The sequence below is a fragment of the Micromonospora sp. NPDC049081 genome (assembly GCF_040648835.1).
Classification (GTDB): domain Bacteria; phylum Actinomycetota; class Actinomycetes; order Mycobacteriales; family Micromonosporaceae; genus Micromonospora; species Micromonospora antibiotica.
The window spans coordinates 166548-185226 of record NZ_JBEZEK010000008.1; the positions used below are offsets into that span (position 1 = coordinate 166548).

Genomic DNA, 18679 nt, shown 5'->3' on the forward strand with positions numbered 1-18679 from the left:
GGCACAGGCTAGTCCCTCGCCAACGCCCGGGAGATCACCAGCCGTTGGATCTGGTTGGTGCCCTCGACGATCTGGAGCACCTTCGCCTCGCGCATGTACCGCTCGACCGGATGGTCGGACACGTAACCGGCCCCGCCGAGCACCTGCACCGCGTCGGTGGTCACCCGCATCGCCACGTCGGTGGCGAACAGCTTCGCCTTGGCCGCCTCGATCGAGTACGGCCGGCCGGCGTCGCGCAGCCGGGCGGCGGCCAGGGTGAGCGCCCGGGCGGCGGAGATCTGGGTGGCCGCGTCGGCCAGCAGGAAGCCCAGCCCCTGGAAGTCGATGATCGACCGGCCGAACTGCTGCCGTTCCCGGGCGTAACCGACGGCGTAGTCCAGCGCCGCCTGGGCCAGGCCCACCGCGCAGGCGGCGATGCCGAGCCGACCCGAGTCCAGCGCGGACATCGCGATGGTGAACCCCGCCCCCTCGCCGCCGATCAGCCGGTCGGCCGGCACCCGGGCGTCGTCGAAGGCGACCTGCGCCACCGGCGAGGAGCGCAGCCCCATGGTCCGCTCGGCCGCCTGCGGCACGATGCCCGGCGTGTCCCGGTCGGCCAACAGGCAGGAGATGCCCTTCGGGCCCGGCTCGCCGGTGCGGCAGAAGACGTTGTAGAAGTCCGCCACCCGGGCGTGCGTGATCCACGCCTTGACCCCGGTGACCCGGTAGTCGTCGCCGTCGCGGACCGCCCTGGTGGTCAGCGACGCCGCGTCCGAGCCCCCCTGCGGCTCGGAGAGGCAGTACGCCCCGAGCAGTTCCCCGCCCACCAGGTCCGGCAGCAGTTTGCGTTGGGCGTCGGTGCCGAACTCGGCCAGCGGGTAGCAGGACAGGGTGTGCACGCTGACCGCCTCGGCGACCGCGAGCCAGCGCCCGGCCAGGATCTCCAGCACCTGGAGGTACACCTCGTACGGCTGGGCGGCGCCGCCGTGCTCCTCGGCGTAGGGCAGGCCCAGCAGGCCCGCCCGGCCCAGGGTGCGCAGCACGTCCCGGGGGAACTCGGCGCGCTCCTCGAAGCCGGCGGCCCTCGGCGCGAGCTCCCGGTCGGCGAGTTCGGTGGCGAGGTCGAGCAGGTCGTGGGCCTCGTCGGTGGGCAGGATCCGGTCGACAGTCATAGCGCGATGAACTCCAGGGTGGTGAGCCGTTGCCCGTCGTCGGGCGCCACCCCGTCAGCTTAACGGTCGTTTGGGCCAGGGCCCAGTCCGGCGGTCGGGACGCGACCACGTCCCGGGGTGAACCGTGGCCGCGTCGATCTCGTACCACCGGATGCCTTCCCCGGGTCCCGACGAGCCCGACCGGAGATTCCGATGCACCGACGCGCAGCACTGACCTGGACCGGGGTGGCCCTCGCCGCCCTGGTCACCGGCTGGGCGGCCCTGGCCGTCCCCACCGCGAGTGCCGACACCGAGCCCGCGCCACCGGCCACGGCCGGCCCCGTCGCCACCGACCCGACCACCGGCACCACCGGTCCCCCGGCCACCGCCACCGACGGGCCCACCGCGGGCCCGGCCACCGCGCCCGCCGGGTCCCCGGTGGCCGTGCACGGCCGGCTACGGGTGTGCGGGGTGAACCTGTGCGACGAGGCCGGCGAACCGGTCCAACTGCGCGGGATGAGCAGCCACGGTCTCCAGTTCTTTCCGAACTGCCTCAACCCGGACTCGCTGGCCGCGCTGCGCACCGACTGGCAGGCCGACTTCGTCCGGGTGGCCATGTACGTCCAGGAGGGCGGCTTCGAGACCGACCCGGCCGGCTTCACCCGCAGGGTCGACGAGGCCGTGGCGACCGCCAGCGCGCTCGGCCTCTACGTGGTGGTCGACTTCCACATCCTGACCCCCGGTGACCCCCGGTTCAACCTGGAGCGGGCACAGTCGTTCTTCGCCGACGTCGCCGCCCGGCACGCCGAGCGGACCAACGTGCTCTGGGAGATCGCCAACGAACCCAACGGGGTCGGCTGGGCCGACATCAAGAGCTACGCCGAGCAGGTCATCCCGGTGATCCGGGCCGCCGACCCGGACAGCGTGGTGCTGGTCGGCACCCGGGGCTTCTCCTCCCTCGGCGTCTCCGAGGGCGCCGACGAGACCGAGGTGATCGACGACCCGGTCGACGCCACCAACATCATGTACACGTTCCACTTCTACGCCGCGTCCCACCGGGACCTGCAACGGGCCACGGTGGCCCGGGCCGCCCGGAGCCTGCCGCTGTTCGTCAGCGAGTTCGGCACCCAGACCTTCACCGGCGACGGCCCCAACGACCTCGACAGCGCCAACACCTGGCTGGACCTGCTCAAGAGCCTGAAGATCAGCTATGCGATGTGGAGCTTCTCCGACGGGCCGGAGAGCAACTCGGTGTTCCGGCGGGGCACCTGCGCCGGTACCGATTTCACCGGCACCGCCGTGCTGACCGAGTCGGGGGAGTTCATCCGCAGCCGGATCCGGGGCTGACCCGGCTGGACGACGACGGTCGGCGTCGCCGCACGCGGCGGGGCCGACCGTCGGTGGCCGCGACCCACCCCGACGCAGACCGCCGCCCGGCGACGCCACGTCCCCCCGGCGGTGCCGTCAGCCGGCGACGACGGCGCAGACCCGGCGCGCACGATCGGGGTGGGTCAGCACGTCCACGCTGTCGACGTACTGGTCCACGGCCCCGACCAGCGGCCGGTCCCGCAGTGCCGGGTCCACGACCGCGGCCCGCAGCGCGGCGGCGAGGCGGGGCGCGTCGAGCACCAGGAAGGGCCGCCCGTGGAAGGGCCGGGCCGTGGTGACGACCGGCGCGGCCAGCCCGGTGGCGTTGGTCCACTCCCCGACCGTCTCCAACGCCCGCACCAGGCCCGCCTGCCGGTGCGGCCAGTCGCCCGGGGAGAGGGTGTCCGCCAGCGCCGCCACCACCGGCCCGGCATCCGGCAGCGCGGCGAACGCGGTGCCGAGCCACTTGTCGTACGGCGGCCAGCGCCGGTGCAGCAGCAGACCGAGACGCATCAGGTCGTGGGCCACCCGGGCGGCCACCAGGCGGCTGCCCAACGCGTCGCCCACCTCGGCACACCGGCCGACGAGATGCTCGGCCTGCCCCACCCGGGTCCACCCGGCGGCCAGCACGTGCCGCCACACGTCGTCCGGATACCAGGCCAGGCGGGCGCGGACCGCGCCGACCGCGCCGCCGAGCCCGTCGTGGAAGACCGCACCCGCGGTCAGTTCGGCCAGCCGCTGGGTCGGGGTGGCGAGCCAGTCGTCGGTGGTGACCGCGACGGTGGGGTCGAAACCGAGCCGGCCCCGCAGCCAGTCCCGCCAGCCCGCCACCTCGACCCCGCTACGGTCCCCGGCGGCATCGGGCACCCCCAGCCGGGCGGTCGGCCAGCTGAGGAACCGGGTCGGTCGGCCCAGGAACCGGGTCGGCAGGTCGACCAACGCCGCCCGCACCGACGCCAGGTCGGCCGGCTCGGCCAGAAAGATCTGCGCCCGGGGGCCCCAGTCGTGGTCGGTGGAGCGCTCGGTGTCCAGACCCAGCAGCTCCGAACCGCCGTCGAGCAACCCCGCCGAGTACCGCAGGCCCGGCAGTCGGCTCGCCAGCAGCGGCGCGAGGACCTCGTCGTGGAAGCGGCGGCACAGCACCAGACCGGGCACGAACTCCATGCCCGCAGTCTCGCCCCGCCGGCCGGTGGGTGTCACGCCGGTTTCCCGCCCACCACCGGTTACTCGACCGGCTCCGGGTCCGGTACGGCCGGGACACCGTCATCGTGGCCACCGTGCCGGTGCCCTGGTGACCCGACGGGTGCGGGAGAACACCGCGTCACCGGCCGGCCCGAGCTGCGGCCCGGGTCGACCGTCGTGCCGTCCCCCATCCCGTCGGTGGGGTGTGCCAGGCTGTCGGGCGTGGCAGACCAACCCCCGATCCTGCTGATCGACGCCCCCAGCCTCTACTTCCGGGCCTACTTCGGGGTGCCCGAGTCGGCGGCGCGGACCGACGACGGCCAGCCGGTCAACGCCGTGCGCGGGTTCCTCGACATGCTCGCCCACCTGGTCCGCACCCGCCGGCCCGACCGGATGGTCTGCGCGCTCGACCACGACTGGCGGCCCGCCTGGCGGGTGGAGCTGCTGCCGTCGTACAAGGCGCACCGGGTCGCCCCCGAGGGAGGTGAGGAGGTGCCGGACACCCTCTCCCCGCAGGTGCCGGTGATCCTCGACGTGCTGGCCGCGATCGGCATCACCGCCACCGGGGCCACCGGCTACGAGGCCGACGACGTGCTGGGCACCCTGTCGGTCACCCAACCCGGCCCGGTGGAGGTGGTCTCCGGCGACCGGGACCTGTTCCAGCTCATCGACGACGCCCGCCGGGTCCGGTTGCTCTACGTCGGTCGCGGGGTGGCCAAGCTCGACGACTGCGACGACGCCGCGGTCCGGGCCCGCTACGGTGTTCCCGCCGACCGGTACGCCGACTTCGCCGCGCTGCGCGGCGACCCGAGCGACGGGCTGCCCGGGGTGCCCGGGGTCGGCGAGAAGACCGCCGCCCGGCTGATCGACCGCTACGGCGGCCTGCCCGGCATCCTCGCCGCGCTCGACGACCCGGGCTCCGGCTTCGCCCCGGGGCTGCGGGCCAAGCTCGACGGCGCCCGCGACTATCTGGCGGTGGCCCCGAAGGTGGTCCGGGTCGCCACCGACGTGCCGCTGCCGACGCTGGTCACCACGCTACCCACCGCGCCCGCCGACCCCGACCGGCTGTTGGAGCTGGCCCAACGGTGGAACCTGGCCGGCTCCTGCCGACGGCTGGTCGACGCCCTCGCCGCGCAGCCCTGACCCGGCCGGCGAGGGCTGTGCGGGCCCGGCCGGGGGACGTCCCGGCCGGGCCGGGTCCGGTACGCGCGCCGCACGCCCGGTACGCGCGGCGGGGAACAGTCCCGGTGCGGGCCCGGTCAGCGCGGGGGTGGGACGTCCCGGCGGGACGGGAACGGGGTGCCCGGCCGACCCAGGGTGGCCGACCGGCTGCGCAGTCCCACCGGGTCCGGGGCGGTCTCCGGTTCGACCACCGGCGCGTTGGCCTGCCGGGCGTGCAGGTAGGCGGCGGCGGCCCGGTCGTCGTCGGTGGGGGCGGCGAGCAACGCGTAGACCAGCCCGACCACCACGAGGATCACCGCGAGGACGATCGGCACCAGCAGCGTGCTCACCCCCGCGCCGGTCAGCTCGCCGCGCCGCTCGTGCAGGTGCACCGACAGGGCACTCATCCCGGTGAAGTGCATACCGTTGACGGCGACCCCCATGACCAGGGCCGACCCGGCGATCGCCAGCCCCCGGCGGACGGTCATCGCCAGCCACAGCGCCACGGTGGCCGCGACGACGGCGATGGCCACCGACAGCCCGACCCGGGTGGCGTCGTAGCTCAGGTCGCCGTTGAGTCGCATCGCCGCCATCCCCGTGTAGTGCATGGCGGCGACACCGATGCCGGTGAACAGGCCACCGCCGAGGACCTTCGCGGCACCCAGCCGACCGGTGCCGACGATGGCCAGGCCGATCCCGACGGCGGTGACGGCGATCACCGTACTGGCGACGGTGAGCGGAACGTCGTAGCGGATCCGGGTGCCGGTGACCGCGAAGCCGAGCATGGCCATGAAGTGCATCGCCCAGATCGCCGTGCCGCCGATCGCCCATGCCGCCAGCAGACCCCACCAGAAGCGCTGCCCGGAGCTGGAGGCGGTACGGATCCGCCCGGCGCAGACCAGACCGAGGAACGAACCGAGAACGGACAGTGCGTAACTCAACGCGGGTGTGATCCACCCGTACTCAAAGTGATTGATCTCCGCCACGGCGGCCTTCCCCCCACTCATTACCGGCGCGTAGGAGACCGCGCCCGAGCAATGATCGGGGAGGCTCCGAGCAGGCGCAACATCGGCCCCCCGGTTTCCTGGCGGGTGCCGTCACGGTGACCGTGCGATGCGTCGATTCACCGCCCGTCGGTGACCGAAAGTGATGATCAGGCGGAGGTGTAATGGGCGAGTACGCCCCGGTTCACGGCCGCGATCGCCTGCCGCGCGGTGGCCCGCAGCTCGATCGACGCCCCACCGGAGTCGGATAGCTGACCGAGCAGGTCGGCGACCTGCCGGGCCCACCGGACGAAGTCCCCGGCGGGCATCTCACCGTCGATCTGGTGCCCGCTGGCGAGCACCTTGGCCAGGGTCTCCCCCCGCGCCCAGCGGTAGATCGGCCAGGCGAACCCGAAATCCGGTTCCCGGGTCACGGTCAACCCCCGCTGCGCCTCGTCGGCCTCGATCTCGCTCCACAACTTGAGCGTCTCGTCGACCGCGTCGGCGACCGGCCCGCGCGGCAACGACGCCCGCTCGTCGACGTCCCGGCGGGCCTCGAAGACCACCACCGACACGGCGGCGGCCAACTCCGCAGGGGACAGCCCGTCCCAGACGCCCCGCCGCAGGCACTCGGCGACCAGCAGGTCCGCCTCGGTCCAGATCCGGCCGAGCATCCGCCCGGCGTCGGTCACCCGCCCGTCGGCGGACAGGTAGCCCCGGGCGGTCAACAACGCGACGATCCGGTCGAAGGTCCGGGCCAACGAGCCGGTCCGCCCCGACACCCGCTGCCGCAGCTCCTCCGTGTCGTTCTCCAACCGGCGTCGCCGCTCCGCCCAACGGGCGTGGTCCTCCCGTTCCGGGCAGGCGTGGCAGGGGTGCCGACGCAGCTCGGTGCGGAGCTGGCTGAGCCGGTGGTCCTCACCGGCGGCCTGCCGGGAACGCCCGCCCCGCCGACCGCCGTGCCGGTCCAGCCCGGTGCTGCTCACCTCCGCCGCGAGATCCCGCCGGGCGGCCGGCGAGCGGTGGTTGAAGTGCTTGGGCACCCGGATGCGGGCGAGCACCTCGGCCGGGGTGGTGAAGTCGCCGGGACTGATCCGCCCCGCCCAACGGTCCTGGGTGAGCACCAGCGGCCGGGGCTCCCCGAACCCCCCGGTCGCCGGGTCGAGGACGACCGCGAGCCCGGCCCGCCGGCCGGACGGCACCCGGATCACGTCACCGACCCGCAACCGCTCCAACGCCGCCACCGCGGCGGCCTTACGCTGGGTCTGCCCCTGCCGGGCGATGGCCCGCTCCCGGTCGGCGATGGCCACCCGCAACGCGAAATACTCGTCGAAGTCACCCTGGTGGCAGACCGCCTCCGCGCCGTACGCCTCGATGGTCTCGGTGTTGCGCTGCACCTGGCGGGCCAGCCCGACCACCGAGCGGTCCGCCTGGAACTGCGCGAACGACGACTCCAGCAACGCGCGGGCCGGCTCGACTCCGACGCTGCCGACCAGGTTCACCGCCATGTTGTACGACGGCCGGAAGCTCGACCGCAGCGGATAGGTGCGGGTGGAGGCCAGGCCCGCCACGTGCCGGGGGTCGGTCTCCGGCGACCAGACCACCACCGCGTGCCCCTCGACGTCGATGCCCCGTCGACCGGCCCGCCCGGTGAGCTGGGTGTACTCCCCCGGGGTCAGATCGACGTGGGCCTCGCCGTTGAACTTGACCAGCCGCTCCAGCACCACGCACCGGGCCGGCATGTTGATGCCCAACGCCAGGGTCTCGGTGGCGAAGACCGCCTTGACCAGGCCCCGGACGAACAGCTCCTCGACGACCTCCTTGAACACCGGCAGCATCCCGGCGTGGTGGGCGGCCAGACCACGCTCCAACCCGTCGAGCCACTCCCAGTAGCCCAGGACGCTGAGATCCTCACCGGGGATCGCGGTGACCCGCGACTCCACCACCCGGCGGATCTCGGCGCGTTCCTCCGCCGAGGTCAACCGCAGGCCGGCCGCCAGGCACTGCTGCACGGCGGCGGCGCAGCCGGCCCGGCTGAAGATGAACAGGATCGCCGGGAGCAGCCCCTCCCGGTCCAGCCGGTCGACGATGTCGGGGCGCATCGGCCCCCGCCAGCGCGGGCCACGCCGCCCGCCGCCGGGGCCGGCGCTGCGCCCCTCCCCCAGCTCCAGCCGCCGGGTCTGCTCCCGGGTGTAGCGCAGCAGCTCGGGATGCACGTCGTGCTTGCGGGCCGCGTCGGCGTCGTGGAACAGGTCGAACATCCGCTTGCCGACGAGCATGTGCTGCCACAGCGGCACCGGCCGGTGCTCGCTGACCACCACCGCCGTCTCACCGCGCACGGTGACCAGCCAGTCGGCGAACTCCTCGGCGTTGGAGACCGTCGCCGACAGCGACACCAGGGTCACCGAGGAGGGCAGGTGGATGATCACCTCTTCCCAGACCCCGCCCCGGAACCGGTCGGCGAGGTAGTGCACCTCGTCCATCACCACGTAGGCCAGGCCGGCCAGGGTGGTCGACCCGGCATAGAGCATGTTGCGCAGCACCTCGGTGGTCATCACCACCACCGGGGCGTCCCCGTTGATCGCGTTGTCGCCGGTGAGCAGGCCGACCTGTGCGGCCCCGTAACGCTGCACCAGGTCGTGGTATTTCTGGTTGGACAGCGCCTTGATCGGCGTGGTGTAGAAACACTTGCGCCGCACCGGTGGCGTCGCCGGCTCGTCGGCCGCCGCCGACACCGCCGCAGGTGTGCCCCGCAACGCCAGGTGGACGGCGAACTCACCCACCACCGTCTTGCCCGCCCCGGTCGGGGCGCAGACCAGCACCCCGCTGCCCCGCTCCAACGACTGGCACGCCTCGCGCTGGAAATCGTCGAGATCGAACCCCAGGTCGAGGGCGAACTCTTCCAGGGCCGGGAACTGGGCGGCCTGGGCAGCCCGGCGGCGTGCCTCGGCGTACCGCTCGGCGGGGCTCGACATGTCAGCAAGATTAATCGGTACCCCCGACGGCCACCCGCCAAGGCCGTCCGGCAGCGGGGTCGGGGCGGGTCGGTAGGGTGCACGACGTGCCGGATCACGTCGAACCGCCCGAAGCCACGAACGGCGTCGGGGACACCCCCCGAACCGACGCGTCCCGCCGCCCCGTGCAGGCCGTGCTCTTCGACTTCCACGGCACCCTCGCCCAGGTCGAACCCGCCCACGACTGGGTGGTCGCCGCCGCGGCGACGTGCGGGGTGAGCCTGGAGCGGATGCGGGCCACCGCGCTGGCCGACCGGCTGCTCACCGCGGGCCGGGCCGGTGGACCGCTGCCGGCCCGGGTGCCACCCCGGCTGGCCGAGCTGTGGGCCGACCGGGATCTCTACGAGCACGCCCACCGGGCCGCGTACACCGGGCTGGCCGATACGGTCGACGCCGGGATCGAGGGCTTCGCCGAGGCGCTCTACGAACGGGTGCTGGTGCCGCAGGGCTGGGTGCCCTACCCGGACACCGCGCCGGTGCTGACCGCACTGCGGGCCGCCGGGATTCCGGTGGCGGTGGTGAGCAACATCGGCTTCGACCTGCGGCCGTTCTTCGCCGCCTGGGGGCTGGCCGACCTCGTCGACGCGTACGCACTGTCGTACGAGGTGGGCCGGTGCAAACCGGACCCGGGCATCTTCCTGCGGGCCTGCGGGATGCTGCGGGTGGACCCCGAGCGGACCCTGATGGTCGGCGACACCCCCGCCGACGCCGGGGCGGTCGCCGCCGGGTGCGGCGCGCTGGTGCTGCCGGCCGCCGGCCCCGGCCGCCCCAACGGCCTCGGCGCCGTGCTCGACCTGGCCCTGCCCTCCCCATGATCGACACTTCCGGCCGGGCGGCGGCGGTCGGACTGGTGCTCGGCGGGGCGCTGTCGGTGCACTTCGGCTCCGCCGTCGCCGCGCTGCTCTTCCCCCGGGTCGGGGTGGCCGGCACGGTCACCCTGCGGCTGGCCATCGGGGCGCTGCTGATGCTGCTGGTGTGCCGTCCCCGGTGGCGCGGGCACGACCGGGCGGACTGGCTGGCCGTCGGCACCTTCGGCCTCGCCCTGGCCGGCATGAACTCGGTCTTCTACCAGGCCATCGAACGCATCCCGCTCGGCCCGGCCGTGACCCTGGAGGTGCTCGGGCCGCTCACCCTGTCGGTGCTGACCGCCCGCCGGTGGACGGCCTGGTGCTGGGCCGGGCTCGCGCTCGCCGGGGTGGCCCTGCTGGGCCAGGGCGGATTCGACCGGCTGCACCCGGTCGGCGCCGCCCTCGCACTCGGGGCGGGCGCGCTGTGGGCGGCGTACATCGTCTGCTCCGCCCGGGTCGGCGGCCGGTTCCCCCGCGCCGACGGACTGGCCCTCGCCCTCGCCCTCGCCGCCGTGCTCACCCTGCCGTTCGGTCTGGCCGACGCCGGGGCGCGACTGTGGCATCCGGGGGTGCTGGCCCTCGGCACCGGGCTGGCCCTGCTCGCCTCGGTGCTGCCCTACACCCTGGAACTGCTGGCCCTGCGCCGGCTGGCCACCTCGACCTTCGCGGTGCTGATGAGTCTCGGGCCGGCGCTCGCCGCGCTCGCCGGCTGGCTGATCCTCGGCCAGGACCTGCACCCGGTCGAGGTGCTGGCGATCGGCCTGGTGGTCGTCGCCAGCATCGGCGCGGTCCGGGCCGCCGCACCCCGGGGGCCGCTCACCGCAGCAGACGCACCGCCCGAGGCACCGCACTGATCCGTACCGGCAGGTCCAGGGACCGTTCCCCGTCGGCGTAGGTGGTGATGCCCTCGGCGGCCAGTTCGACGGTCCGGGCCCGGAAGCTGCTCGCCAGCGGATGCGTCACGTGGGTGCCGGCGTAGATGCGCGGTTTGACCCGGATCAGGGTGCGCCTGTCGAAACGGCCGCCGACCACCACGTCCAGCAGCCCGTCGGTGAGGTCGGCGGCGGGGCAGATCCGCATGCCGCCCCCGTAACGGGCACCGTTGCCCACCGCCACCAGCACCGCGTCCAGCTCGTGCGCGACGCCGTCGAGTCGCAACGTGTAGCGGCGCGGGCGCAACCGGGCCAGCTCGACGAGGATCGCCAGGTCGTACCGGCGGGGGCCGCGCGGCCAGCGCATCTGGTTGGCCCGCTCGTTGACGATCGCGTCGAAGCCGGCGGCGAGGACCGCCCCGTACCAGCGGTCGGTGCCGTCGCCGCCGGTCATCCGGGCCAGATCGACCGCACGGGTCCGGCCGGCCCGCAGCGCGGCGGCGATCACCGCGACGGCGGCGAGTGGATCGGCCGGGAACCCCGCGTCGGCGGCGAAGTCGTTGCCGGTGCCGACCGGGACCGGGGCGAACGGCACCGGCGTACCGCCGACCGCCTGCAGCGCCCGGTGGACGGTGCCGTCGCCACCGACGGCGACCAGCGCGGACGCACCGGCGGCGACCGCCGCGTGGCAGGCCGCCTCGGCCCCGGCGGGGTCGCGCGCGGTGAGCAGTTCCACCGGGTGGCCGGCGGCGGCGAGGCCGTCGAGGACCCGGGGCAGCAACGCCCGGTGCCGCCCCCGGCCGGCGGCGGGGTTGGCGAGCACGGCGACCGGACCGGCCGGCCGGCGATCGTCTGCGGTCACGGCGAGCACCGTACCGGCTCGACTGTCCCGTGGGTTGACCCCCGATCCCCCTTCGACGGGTTGTGCGGGCCGAGCCACCACCCCTAAAGCGTCCTAGGCTGCTAGGTGGGGTGGCTCGGGCAGGGGGAACGTGGTGGCCGTCATGCTCTCGGAGAGGGTCCAGAGCTGGCGGGCACGTTCGGGGTCGCGGGCCGCCTTCGACGGGGTGGTGACCCTGGGCCGGCCCCGGGACTGGGTCACGCCACTCGGTGAGATGTAGCTGTTGCCGGGCAGGTCGGCGGTGGCGGCGTGCACGGTGGTTCGGGCGCCGCCCACATCGGACTGCGACAGCGGGCGCAACAGGGCGTTCGTCCAGCGGACCGCCCGGCTGCCGCCGTGACTGAGCAGGTCGGTGGCGGCCAGGCCGGGGTTGGCGGCGGTGGCGAGGACGGCCGAGCCGGCCGCGGTGAGGCGGCGCTGGAGTTCGGCGGTGAAGAGCAGGTTGGCGAGCTTGGACTGGGCGTACGCCGCGAACGGCCGGTAGGGGCGACGCCGCCAGTGCGGATCGTCCAGGTCCAGGGTGCCGGCCTGGTGCCCGCCGGCGGACACGGTGACGACCCGGCCGGTGATCCGCGGGAGCAGCAGGTTGGTGAGGGCGAAGTGGCCCAGGTGGTTGATGCCGAAGTGCGGTTCGAAGCCGTCGACCGTCAGACCCGGCGGTGGCATCATCACCCCGGCGTTGTTGATCAGCACGTCGACCGGTTCGGTCCAGGCCGCCGCGAACGCGCGGACCGAGGACAGGTCGGCCAGGTCGAGACGCCGCACCTCGGCCCGGCCGGGCAGGTCGGCGGCGGCGGCGCGGCCCCGGCCCAGGTCGCGGACCGCGAGGACGACCCGGGCGCCCCGGGCGGACAGGGTACGGGCGGTGGCGCGGCCGATGCCGCTGCTGGCTCCGGTGATCACGACGGTACGCCCGGCGAGAGATGGTGTCATACGTCGAGGGTCGTCCGGTGCCGGCCGGTCAGCCAGGGCCCGCCGCTACGGTAGGAACGGCGTTACCAGGCAACCCGCCGGGAGCCCGGCCATCATGGGGCCATGACGAACGATCTCGGCAGTCTTCTGCGGGCGTGGCGGGACCGGTGTTCCCCCGCCGACGTGGGCCTGTCCGGGCACGGGCGACGCCGGGCGCAGGGGCTGCGCCGTGAGGAGCTGGCCGGTCTGGCCGGGGTGAGCGTCGACTATCTGGTCCGCCTGGAGCAGGGCCGGTCGCGGCGGCCCAGTCAGCCGATCGTGGCCGCGCTGGCCCGCGCGCTGCACCTCGACGAGGCAGAGAACGCCCTTCTGCACCAGGCCGCCGGGCTGCCGGTGCCGACCGGCCGGACGGTGCCGGTGCGCATTCCGCCCGGGGTCCAGCGGCTGGTCGCCCGGATGACCGACTACCCGGTGGCGGTCTACGCGGCGGACTGGAGCCTGATCACCTGGAACACCATGTGGAGCGCCCTCTGCGGTGACCCGGCGGGCAGCCCGCCCGCCGACCGCAACGTGATCCGGGCGACCTTCTGCGCTCCCCCGAACTGGGCGAACAGCCACGGGCCGGACGAGGAGATCGACCGGGCGCTGGTCGCCGACCTGCGTCAGGCCGTCACCACCTATCCGCAGGACGAGGAGCTGCGTACCCTCGTCGACGAGGTCTGCGCGGCCAGCCCGCGCTTTCGGCGCCTGTGGCGGTCGGGTGCGGCCGGACGGCATGTCAGCTCCCGCAAGACGATGCACCACCGGCTGGTCGGTGATCTGGAGCTGGACTGTGACGTGCTGACCGTCGCCGGCTCCGACCTGCGGATCACCGTCTACACCGCGGCGGCCGGCAGCGCCGCCGCCGAGCGCCTGGAGTTCCTGCGGGTCGGCGCGGTCCACACGGTCACGCCGTGAAGCGGGTCCGGGTGATCCGCGTCAGCGACGTCACGCCGGACAGTCAGTCCGCCACCGCCCCGGCCATGTTGGCCGGGGCCCTCCGCACGTGCGTCGAACGTCAGGAACGCCGAGATCATCCTCGGCGTCACCATTCGTTCCGGGATTCCTCACGGACCGAACGTACGGGGCAAGGATGGTCGGTTCGCGTCCTTTCGATCTGATGACGTCAACGACTCAGCCCTCGGCGGGGACCGCGGCGAGGGTCCCGCCGAGGGGCACCGACGGCACCGGCGTGCCCCGGTCGCGCGGCGACCGGTCGGAGTGTCGGCGCTGCCGGGCGACGGTTCCCACGGGGTCGCCAGGTCCGGGCAGCCTGCCCGCTGACGGCCGACTCAAGGCGCTTGCGGCACCGGTCAGCCGATGTCGTCCGGCACGGGCGGGTGTGGCATCGGCGCGGGTGGACACGTTGCGGCGGATGATGCGTCGACGTCATCAGCTCGAAAGGACGCGAACCACCCACCAGTCCCGCCCGCCGGTCCGGGCCCCACCGTCTGCTCCCCGTCGCCGCAGGGGCCCGGCTCCGGCCGACCACCCCGCCGGCCGGAGCCGGCGGTGGCACACGCCACCGCCGCGCCGGGTCCGGGTCGGACGGGTCAGCCGTGGGCCTTCTGCTGGCAGGGGACGCAGAAGCGGGCCTGCGGCAGCACCTCCAGCCGTTCGGCGGGGATCGCCACCTGGCAGCGTTCGCAGCGGCCGTAGCTCCCCTCGGCGATCCTGCGCAGCGCGCCGGCCAGGTGGTCCAGGCTCTGCCGGGTGGCCGCGATCAGCGCGCCCCGGGTGTGCGCCTCGGCCGGGTCGCCGGTGTCGGCGGTCAACTCGGTCAACCGGGCGGTCTGCGACGCGAACTGGTCGGTGAGGCTCTCGCGGAGCATGGTCAGCCGGTGCTGGTCGGCCTGGTCGTGCAGATCGGTGCTCATGGACGGGTCCTTTCGGGAAAAGAAAAAGGGCCGAAGCCTGCTGGCTTCGCCCTGGTGGCCGTTACGGAGGATGCGCGGTCTCCGGGTGGGCCACGCCCGGCGGGGATCGGGCTCGGCCGCCCCCGGCCCACCACGACCACCGCCACCGGGGAACCGGTGGCGGTCAGGCGGGGGCTGACGGCCGGGTACATGGGGCCCACCATAGGCCGTGTCCGGGGGAAAACCAACGGATAACCACCGTCGGGCCGACCACTGCCGGGCCGCCGTCGGCGGCCCGGACGACCGGCCCGACGACTGTGCTTACATGGGCACCATGGCACAGCCGGTGATCCTCACCATCGACGACGACCCCGCCGTCTCCCGGGCGGTCGCCCGGGACATCCGCCGCCGCTACGGCGACCGCTACCGGGTGGTCCGGGCCGACTCCGGCTCCGGCGGGTTGGAGGCGCTGCGGGAGATCAAGCTGCGCGGCGAACGGGTGGCGGTGCTGCTGGCCGACTACCGGATGCCCGAGATGAACGGCATCCAGTTCCTGGAGGCCGCGATGGACCTCTTCCCGGCCGCCCGCCGGGTGCTGCTGACCGCGTACGCCGACACCGAGGCGGCGATCGACGCGATCAACGTGGTCGACCTGGACCACTACCTGCTCAAGCCGTGGCACCCGCCGGAGGAGAAGCTCTACCCGGTGGTGGACACCCTGCTGGAGGCCTGGGCGGCCAGCCCCGACCAGGCCAGCGACGAGATCCGGGTGGTCGGGCACCGCTGGTCGGCCCCGTCGTTCGCGGTCCGGGACTTCCTCGCCCGCAACCTGGTGCCCTACCGCTGGCTGCTCACCGACGACCCGGAGGGTGGCCGGCTGCTCGCCGCCGCCGGGGCCGACGCCACCGACGTACCGCTGGTGGTCACCCCGGACGGCAAGGCGCTGATCGCCCCGACGGAGGCGGAGTTGGCGGCGGTGGCCGGGCTCACCGTCGCCCCGTCCGCCGACTTCTACGACCTGGTGGTGGTCGGTGGCGGGCCGGCCGGGCTCGGCGCGGCCGTCTACGGGGCGTCGGAAGGGCTGCGCACCGTGCTGGTGGAGCGGCGGGCCACCGGCGGCCAGGCCGGGCAGAGCAGCCGGATCGAGAACTACCTCGGTTTCCCCGACGGGGTCTCCGGCGCCCAGCTCACCGACCGGGCCCGCCGGCAGGCGTTGAAGTTCGGCGCGGAACTGCTCAGCACCCGCGAGGTGGTGGGGCTGGAGAGCGCCGGGGCGGCCCGGCTGCTGCACTTCGGCGACGGCAGCACCATCGCCGCCCACACGGTGGTGCTGGCCACCGGGGTGTCCTACCGGGTGCTCGACGCGCCCGGCCTGGCCGACCTGACCGGGCTGGGGGTGTTCTACGGCGCCGCGTCGACCGAGGCCCCGAGCTGCGTCGACCAGGACGTGTGGATCGTCGGCGGGGCCAACTCGGCCGGCCAGGCGGCGGTGCACTTCTCCCGGTACGCAAGCCAGGTGCACCTGCTGATCCGGGGCGCCGACCTGACCGCCTCGATGTCGTCGTACCTGATCCAGCAGCTGGAACGCAACGACCGGATCGTCGTGCACCCGCACACCGAGGTGGTCGGTGGCGACGGTGACGGGCACCTGGAACGACTGCGGCTGCGCGACACCCGCAGCGGCGACGTCCGCGAGATGGACGCCAGCTGGCTGTTCATCTTCATCGGCGCGGAACCACGCACCGAGTGGCTGGACGGGGTGCTGGTCCGCGACGAGCGGGGCTTCATCGTCGCCGGCCCGGACCTGACCGCAGGCGGCCGGCGACCACCCGGCTGGACCCTGGCCCGTGACCCGTACCACCTCGAGTCGAGCCTGCCGGGGGTGTTCGCCGCCGGGGACGTGCGGGCCTCGTCGGTCAAGCGCGTCGCCTCGGCGGTCGGTGAGGGCGCGATGGCCGTCTCGCTGGTACACCGTTATCTGGAGGCACAGTGAGCGACTCCGACGAACGACTCACCCCGGACCAGCTGCGGGAGCTGTTCCTGTTCGCCGCCCTCGACGCCGGGCAGCTCGACTGGCTGGCCGAGCACGGCCGGGTCGAGCAGCGGGCCGCCGGGACCGTCGTCTACGCCGAGGGCGAGCCGGCGACCTGCTTCTTCACCCTGCTGTCCGGCACCGTGTCGATGAGCCGGCGGGTGCACGGGGACGACCTGGAGGTCAACCGCACCGACCAGCGCGGGGTGTACGGCGGGGCCACCCAGGCGTACCTGGGCGGGCAGGTCGACCAGGTCTACCTGAACACCCTGCGGGCGGTCACCGACGCCGAGTTCCTGGTGCTGCCCTCCGAGACGTTCGCCCACGCGGTGCGGACCTGGTTCCCGATGGCGATGCACCTGCTGGAGGGGCTGTTCTTCGGGATGCGCGACACCCAGAGCATCGTCGGCGAGCGGGAACGGCTGCTCGCCCTCGGTTCGTTGTCGGCGGGGCTCACCCACGAGCTGAACAACCCGGCCGGCGCGGCCGTACGGGCCACCTCGGCGTTGCGGGACCGGGTCGCCGGGATGCGGCACAAACTGGCGATGATCGCCGACGGCCGGCTCGACGGCAGCCGGCTGCACGCCCTGGTGGAGTTGCAGGAGGAGGCGGTGAAGCGGGCCGCCCGCGCGCCGCAACTGTCCCCGATGGCCGTCAGCGACGCCGAGGACGAGCTGGCCGACTGGCTGGACGGGCAGCGGCTCACCGCCGGCTGGGACCTGGCGCCGACACTGGTCGCCGCCGGCCTGGACGTCGCCTGGCTGGAGCAGGTCCGCGAGGTGGTCGGCCCGCAGGACCTGGAGTCGGCGGTGCGGTGGCTTGCGTACACGTTGGACACCGAGCAGTTGATGGCCGAGATCGACGACGCGGTCACCCGGATCTCCACCCTGGTCGGCGCGGCCAAGCAGTACTCGCAGCTGGACCGGGCCCCGCACCAGGTGGTGGACGTGCACGACCTGCTCGACGCCACCCTGGTGATGTTCAAGGCCAAGATCCCGCCGGGGGTACGGGTGGTCCGCGACTACGACCGGGACCTGCCGCCCCTGCCGGCGTACGCGGCTGAGCTGAACCAGGTGTGGACGAACCTCATCGACAACGCCCTGTCGGCGATGGGCGCGCAGGGCGTGCTGACACTGCGCACCGGGCGGGCCGGCGACCTGTTGACGGTCGAGGTGGCCGACACCGGACCCGGCATTCCCGAGGCGGTACGGCCACGCATCTTCGAGCCGTTCTTCACCACCAAGGGTGTCGGTGAGGGCACCGGTCTGGGGTTGGACATCTCGTACCGGATCGTGGTCAACAAACACCACGGCGACATCCGGGTGGACAGCGTGCCGGGGGCGACCGTGTTCCGGGTGCTGCTGCCGTTCACCGCGCCCGCCCGCGCCGGCTGACCGGCGGGACAGGCTGACCGGTGGGACAGGAGTGGAGAGACCGGGCGATACGGGACAGTGATCGCGCGCTCACGGAGGATAATGGTTGATCGCCGACGGGGACAAGTAGTGGTTCCCCTCCTGTCGCCCGGCAGTTACCCGGTCATACGCTCGGCCCCGGGGAGTCCCGCCGTCCGCCGCAACCGGTTGGCAGGTCGCCGTACCCCGTCCCCGACGCCTGCGGAGGCCACCGTGACCATCGACCGGGTGACGACCGGGCCGGCTACCGCCGGCACCGCGGTCGGATACACCGTGGAGGAGCTAGCCCGCAAGGTGGGGATGTCGGCGCGCAACATCCGCGCCCACCAGGCCCGCCGGCTGCTGGCCCCACCGGTGCGCCGGGGTCGGGTAGCGCTCTACGACGACTCCCACGTCCGCCGCCTCGAGGCCATCCTGACCCTGCAACGGCAGGGCTTCAACCTGGTCTCCATCGAGGCGATGCTCGGCGTGCGCAGCGGCGACGAGGCACCCGACGGCCTGACCGCGATGCTGCAACGGCTGGCCACCGAACGGCCCGCGCTCACCCACGCGCTGACCCGGCACGGGGTGCTCGGACGTGCCCCCGACGGCACGGTCCGCACGGTGCGGCCCCGGCCGCTGCGCGCCGCGCTGGACCTGCACCGGGTACGGATGGGCACGGTGCCGGCGTTGCAGGCGCTCAGCGAGGTGCTGGACAGCGTCCGGCCCCTCGCCGACGAGCTGGTCGCGGCCGTCACCGCCCGGATGTTGGCCCTCGCCCCCGAACTGGGTGGCACCGGTGACCGTCCGTCGTGGTCCGACGTGGACCGGGAGACGATCCTGCTGACCCAGGGGGTGGTCAACGTGCTCACCGAGGCGTTCCGGCTGGCGGTGGAGGAGCAGGCGGAGGCCTACATCGCGGACCTGCTGGAGAATCCGCCCGGCCCGCAGCGGCCCGTCGACAACGGCTGACCGCGTCGTGACCGACCC

Annotated in this window: 15 protein-coding genes; 8 read left to right on the forward strand and 7 right to left on the reverse strand. The window is 73.9% G+C overall.

Annotated features, from left to right (window positions below; translation table 11 throughout):
* Nucleotides 1-8: 8 nt before the first annotated feature.
* Nucleotides 9-1151 (reverse strand): acyl-CoA dehydrogenase family protein, encoded by a 1143-nt coding sequence (locus tag AB0B63_RS14890; protein WP_219461965.1) that lies wholly within the window; start codon nt 1149-1151, stop codon nt 9-11.
* 192 nt (nt 1152-1343) lie between these two features.
* Here AB0B63_RS14890 and AB0B63_RS14895 point away from each other — a divergent pair, with 192 nt between their 5' ends.
* Nucleotides 1344-2477: a glycoside hydrolase family 5 protein gene (locus tag AB0B63_RS14895; RefSeq protein WP_357018543.1), complete on the forward strand. Its 1134-nt coding sequence runs from the start codon at nt 1344-1346 to the stop codon at nt 2475-2477.
* A 117-nt stretch (nt 2478-2594) separates the two neighbouring features.
* Here the strand turns inward: AB0B63_RS14895 and AB0B63_RS14900 are convergent, their stop codons facing one another.
* Nucleotides 2595-3662, reverse strand: a complete 1068-nt coding sequence (locus tag AB0B63_RS14900; RefSeq protein ID WP_357018546.1) for a DUF4037 domain-containing protein — start codon at nt 3660-3662, stop codon at nt 2595-2597.
* A gap of 240 nt (nt 3663-3902) precedes the next feature.
* Between AB0B63_RS14900 and AB0B63_RS14905 the strand changes: the two genes are divergently transcribed.
* Nucleotides 3903-4823, forward strand: coding sequence for a 5'-3' exonuclease (locus tag AB0B63_RS14905; protein WP_208565972.1), 921 nt, complete (start codon nt 3903-3905; stop codon nt 4821-4823).
* Between the two features lie 116 nt (nt 4824-4939).
* Here AB0B63_RS14905 and AB0B63_RS14910 read toward each other — a convergent pair whose 3' ends face one another.
* A complete protein-coding gene (locus tag AB0B63_RS14910) occupies nt 4940-5827 on the reverse strand; it encodes an MHYT domain-containing protein (RefSeq protein WP_208565973.1) in 888 nt (295 codons plus the stop codon).
* A gap of 167 nt (nt 5828-5994) precedes the next feature.
* Nucleotides 5995-8799 carry a DEAD/DEAH box helicase gene (locus AB0B63_RS14915; RefSeq protein ID WP_208565974.1) on the reverse strand — a complete coding sequence of 935 codons (2805 nt, stop codon included), beginning with the start codon at nt 8797-8799 and terminating at the stop codon, nt 5995-5997.
* A gap of 164 nt (nt 8800-8963) precedes the next feature.
* Here AB0B63_RS14915 and AB0B63_RS14920 point away from each other — a divergent pair, with 164 nt between their 5' ends.
* Both AB0B63_RS14920 and AB0B63_RS14925 read left to right on the forward strand, forming a co-directional pair.
* Nucleotides 8964-9653, forward strand: a complete 690-nt coding sequence (locus AB0B63_RS14920) for an HAD-IA family hydrolase (protein WP_357018719.1) — start codon at nt 8964-8966, stop codon at nt 9651-9653.
* Complete coding sequence (locus AB0B63_RS14925; RefSeq protein ID WP_357018550.1) at nt 9650-10540, forward strand: EamA family transporter; 891 nt, start codon at nt 9650-9652, stop codon at nt 10538-10540. The genes AB0B63_RS14920 and AB0B63_RS14925 overlap by 4 nt, the downstream gene beginning before the upstream one ends.
* Here the strand turns inward: AB0B63_RS14925 and AB0B63_RS14930 are convergent.
* Nucleotides 10503-11420 carry a diacylglycerol kinase family protein gene (locus AB0B63_RS14930; protein WP_357018553.1) on the reverse strand — a complete coding sequence of 306 codons (918 nt, stop codon included), beginning with the start codon at nt 11418-11420 and terminating at the stop codon, nt 10503-10505. The genes AB0B63_RS14925 and AB0B63_RS14930 overlap by 38 nt on opposite strands.
* A 93-nt stretch (nt 11421-11513) precedes the next feature.
* Nucleotides 11514-12392, reverse strand: a complete 879-nt coding sequence (locus AB0B63_RS14935; protein ID WP_357018556.1) for an oxidoreductase — start codon at nt 12390-12392, stop codon at nt 11514-11516.
* Between the two features lie 102 nt (nt 12393-12494).
* On the opposite strand from AB0B63_RS14935, the gene AB0B63_RS14940 reads away from it, so the two are divergent.
* On the forward strand, nt 12495-13328 hold the full coding sequence (locus AB0B63_RS14940) for a helix-turn-helix domain-containing protein (protein WP_357018559.1): 834 nt from the start codon (nt 12495-12497) through the stop codon (nt 13326-13328).
* Nucleotides 13329-13963: 635 nt separating this feature from the next.
* Here AB0B63_RS14940 and AB0B63_RS14945 read toward each other — a convergent pair.
* Entirely contained in the window at nt 13964-14287 is a 324-nt protein-coding gene (locus AB0B63_RS14945; protein ID WP_208565979.1) for a TraR/DksA C4-type zinc finger protein, read from the reverse strand.
* A 313-nt stretch (nt 14288-14600) separates the two neighbouring features.
* Here AB0B63_RS14945 and AB0B63_RS14950 point away from each other — a divergent pair, with 313 nt between their 5' ends.
* From AB0B63_RS14950 to AB0B63_RS14960, 3 genes are all read left to right on the forward strand, one after another.
* Entirely contained in the window at nt 14601-16259 is a 1659-nt protein-coding gene (locus AB0B63_RS14950) for an FAD-dependent oxidoreductase (protein ID WP_357018562.1), read from the forward strand.
* Nucleotides 16256-17692, forward strand: coding sequence for an ATP-binding protein (locus tag AB0B63_RS14955; protein WP_357018565.1), 1437 nt, complete (start codon nt 16256-16258; stop codon nt 17690-17692). Before AB0B63_RS14950 ends, AB0B63_RS14955 begins: the two co-directional genes overlap by 4 nt.
* 231 nt (nt 17693-17923) lie before the next feature.
* Entirely contained in the window at nt 17924-18661 is a 738-nt protein-coding gene (locus tag AB0B63_RS14960) for a MerR family transcriptional regulator (RefSeq protein ID WP_208565982.1), read from the forward strand.
* Nucleotides 18662-18679: the final 18 nt, after the last annotated feature.

Coding starts and splice junctions, on each gene's coding strand:
- AB0B63_RS14890 (WP_219461965.1), bottom strand. CDS start 1,151: ATGACTGTCGACCGGATCCTGCCCACCGACGAGGCCCACGACCTGCTC.
- AB0B63_RS14895 (WP_357018543.1), top strand. CDS start 1,344: ATGCACCGACGCGCAGCACTGACCTGGACCGGGGTGGCCCTCGCCGCC.
- AB0B63_RS14900 (WP_357018546.1), bottom strand. CDS start 3,662: ATGGAGTTCGTGCCCGGTCTGGTGCTGTGCCGCCGCTTCCACGACGAG.
- AB0B63_RS14915 (WP_208565974.1), bottom strand. CDS start 8,799: ATGTCGAGCCCCGCCGAGCGGTACGCCGAGGCACGCCGCCGGGCTGCC.
- AB0B63_RS14925 (WP_357018550.1), top strand. CDS start 9,650: ATGATCGACACTTCCGGCCGGGCGGCGGCGGTCGGACTGGTGCTCGGC.
- AB0B63_RS14935 (WP_357018556.1), bottom strand. CDS start 12,392: ATGACACCATCTCTCGCCGGGCGTACCGTCGTGATCACCGGAGCCAGC.
- AB0B63_RS14940 (WP_357018559.1), top strand. CDS start 12,495: ATGACGAACGATCTCGGCAGTCTTCTGCGGGCGTGGCGGGACCGGTGT.
- AB0B63_RS14945 (WP_208565979.1), bottom strand. CDS start 14,287: ATGAGCACCGATCTGCACGACCAGGCCGACCAGCACCGGCTGACCATG.
- AB0B63_RS14950 (WP_357018562.1), top strand. CDS start 14,601: ATGGCACAGCCGGTGATCCTCACCATCGACGACGACCCCGCCGTCTCC.